Annotated in this window: 5 protein-coding genes; 1 reads left to right on the forward strand and 4 read right to left on the reverse strand. The window is 33.7% G+C overall.

All coding sequences use genetic code 11. The features are described from left to right. Positions 1-113 precede the first annotated feature (113 nt). The gene (locus FFR48_RS27075) at positions 114-482 is read left to right on the forward strand and encodes a type II toxin-antitoxin system VapC family toxin (RefSeq protein WP_201277694.1); all 369 of its coding nucleotides are present in this window, start codon (positions 114-116) and stop codon (positions 480-482) included. 196 nt (positions 483-678) lie between these two features. On the opposite strand, the gene FFR48_RS27080 is transcribed toward FFR48_RS27075, so the two are convergent. From FFR48_RS27080 to FFR48_RS27095, 4 genes are all read right to left on the reverse strand, one after another. Next, positions 679-1,026, reverse strand: a complete 348-nt coding sequence (locus tag FFR48_RS27080; RefSeq protein ID WP_137669490.1) for a hypothetical protein — start codon at positions 1,024-1,026, stop codon at positions 679-681. Between the two features lie 13 nt (positions 1,027-1,039). Then, positions 1,040-1,405, reverse strand: a complete 366-nt coding sequence (locus FFR48_RS27085) for a papain fold toxin domain-containing protein (protein ID WP_137669491.1) — start codon at positions 1,403-1,405, stop codon at positions 1,040-1,042. 423 nt (positions 1,406-1,828) lie between these two features. Further along, on the reverse strand, positions 1,829-2,047 hold the full coding sequence (locus FFR48_RS27090; protein ID WP_137669492.1) for a barstar family protein: 219 nt from the start codon (positions 2,045-2,047) through the stop codon (positions 1,829-1,831). A gap of 111 nt (positions 2,048-2,158) precedes the next feature. Then, on the reverse strand, positions 2,159-2,650 hold a 492-nt coding region (locus FFR48_RS27095), incomplete at its 5' end, for a WD40 repeat domain-containing protein (RefSeq protein WP_137669493.1).

Raw genomic sequence — 2,650 nt, forward strand, 5'->3', positions numbered from 1 at the left:
TCGTTTGATTGATTTTTTCAGAGTCATCGTGATGGTTTAAATTATTGTCAATAAGTAGACGTTAATGCGAATTTTCAGGTCATTATTGAGATTAAATTGTCCTTATTGATAAGATGCGTTTCCCCTGGCAATTAACCATGTTTAATCCTGAAGTTATTGCCATAACTATTATCACCGCTACAGAACAACTACGGGGAAGACTGAATATTATTAACAGGTGCGAATCAGCAAATGAATTAGTTTTACCTTATGCTAGGTTAGAGGATACATTAGAAGACATAAATAGTCTAAATGTCCTACAATTTACCGAAGCTGCGGGTAATATTTACACTGAATTAGTTAAGCAAAAAATCCGCGTTGGTACTCAAGATTTACGCATTGCTGCAATTACTTTATCAGTCGATGGGATTTTAGTTACTCGTAATTGGAAGGATTTTGAAAAAGTGCCAAATTTGCATTTAGAAGATTGGAGTATTAGTTAATAATGTCTGAATCAGGATATCCAGGATTAAAGGATTTGCAGGATGGTTTTGACCATTTATTTATGGTTTTTTGTTAATGATAATGATAGGGAATATATCTTTTATCTGAATCAGAATTTATAATTATTCAATCTTCACAGACAATCTAAAAATAACAATCCTGTACATCCTCAAATCCTGGTTATCCTGATTCAGACTATTTTCTTGAACTGACTTTTATACTATCTTGTGATTGAGACAGAGAATCATTGTTTATAAACTCATCAAACAAGTTAAAAAATTCTTCAAAAGCAGAGTTTTCATCTTTAGAGAAAAAGAGAATAATCTGATCCCACGTTTGATTATAAGCAACATTATATTTTTGTTTTATCCAAGTTTGAAAATTTGAAAATTCCTGTTCTTGTGTAGTTTGCGGTATTTGCATTTGACGACGTGCAAAACTGTAACCAGCTATAAATGTACGCAGGTTAGATATAGTTGAACGTCCTAAATACATTGCTGGACGTTTTTGGATGTTGCGGATTAAATCGTATAAATCTAACATAATATTCCTCTGGTTAAAATTCTGTTTCAGTAATTTGAAATTCCCCACCTAAGTCTTGGATAACACAATAAAAGTTATTTATCCAGTTTACCCTAGAAATGCCTTCGGGGTGAATGTTATCAAAAATTAGTTCTTGTCCATCAATTTCTACTGCAATAGCATAATGTCTACCATTAATGGAGATATTTTGTTGTAGAATTTCATGATAAATATTACAGAAAGGATCTTCTGTACTTCCTGTAAACAAGTTAATTTCTTTACCAGGTATTTTTTGATGATTTAGAAATTGACGCAAAGCATCAGCACAAGCAGTACATTCAAAAATATGAAATTGTTCAGCTATATCAGTTAGTTGACTGCGAATATCATTGTTAGTCATAAGGTAAGATATTTTTTGTCTGAATCAGGATATCCAGGATTTAAGGATTTTCAGGATGATGATTTTGTCTGAATCAGGATATCCAGGATTTAAGGATTAACAGGATGTTTTTGACCACTTATGGTTTTCTTTGAATAATAGGAATTATATTTTTTATCTGCATCAAAATTTATCATCATTAAATATTTACAGACAATCTATAAACTGCAATCCTGTACATCCTCAAATCCTGGTTATCCTGATTCAGACAAGAGAATATATCTTTATTATTCACAGATAATCTATAAATAACAATCCTGTACATCCTCAAATCCTGGTTATCCTGATTCAGACAAGCTATTTTTTAATAGTTAAAAATTTTAAAAAAATATTATTACCTTCCCAGTATTCCTGGGCTGAATTTAAAATATCTAATGCTATTTGTTATTGGGTCGGTTTAGCTTGAGCAAAGATATCAGCATGATCATATAATATGACATATCTTTGAGCCGGACACCATGTTAAATCGGTAATACATTCATCAAAAGCATCCCAGTTATGGCCGAAGTATGCAGGAAATTCTATTGCTTCAGCAGCTTGTTTTAAAAATGTTTGTTTGTTATTGATTTTTTTACCGTTAAGATAAAAAACTTTATGATTCATAGATTTATGGTGAGGAAATATGTTAGTAAAATTGTCTGAATCAGGATGTCCAGGATTTTAGGATTTACAGGATGATAAAATAGATCATTGCTAATAAAATCCTATCAATGACTACTTTAACCGCCAAATCTTGATAGTCTTGTCACCACTCCCACTAGCAAGAGTTTGACCATCAGGGCTATATGCTACTGACGTAACCCAGTGAGAATGACCAGTGAAGATTTGTAGGAGGTTTCCCGTTTTTACTTCCCACAGTTTAATAGTCGTGTCATTACTTGCACTAGCAAGAGTTTGACCATCAGGGCTATATGCTACTGACGTAACCCAGTGAAAATGACCAGTGAAGATTTGTAGGAGGTTTCCCGTTTTTACTTCCCACAGTTTGATAGTGTTGTCACGACTTCCACTAGCAAGGGTTTGACCATCAGGGCTGTATGCTACTGACCAAACCGAGTTAGAGTGACCAACGAAGGTGTGTAGGAGGTTTCCCGTTTTTACATCCCACAATTTGATAGTGTTGTCATTACTTGCACTAGCAAGAGTTTGACCATCAGGGCTGTATGCTACTGACCCAACCCAGTAAGAATGACCAGTGAAGGTTTG

Source organism: Sphaerospermopsis reniformis (genome assembly GCF_005402885.1).
Taxonomy (GTDB): domain Bacteria; phylum Cyanobacteriota; class Cyanobacteriia; order Cyanobacteriales; family Nostocaceae; genus Sphaerospermopsis; species Sphaerospermopsis kisseleviana.

Coding starts and splice junctions, on each gene's coding strand:
- FFR48_RS27075 (WP_201277694.1), top strand. CDS start 114: ATGCGTTTCCCCTGGCAATTAACCATGTTTAATCCTGAAGTTATTGCC.
- FFR48_RS27080 (WP_137669490.1), bottom strand. CDS start 1,026: ATGTTAGATTTATACGATTTAATCCGCAACATCCAAAAACGTCCAGCA.
- FFR48_RS27085 (WP_137669491.1), bottom strand. CDS start 1,405: ATGACTAACAATGATATTCGCAGTCAACTAACTGATATAGCTGAACAA.
- FFR48_RS27090 (WP_137669492.1), bottom strand. CDS start 2,047: ATGAATCATAAAGTTTTTTATCTTAACGGTAAAAAAATCAATAACAAA.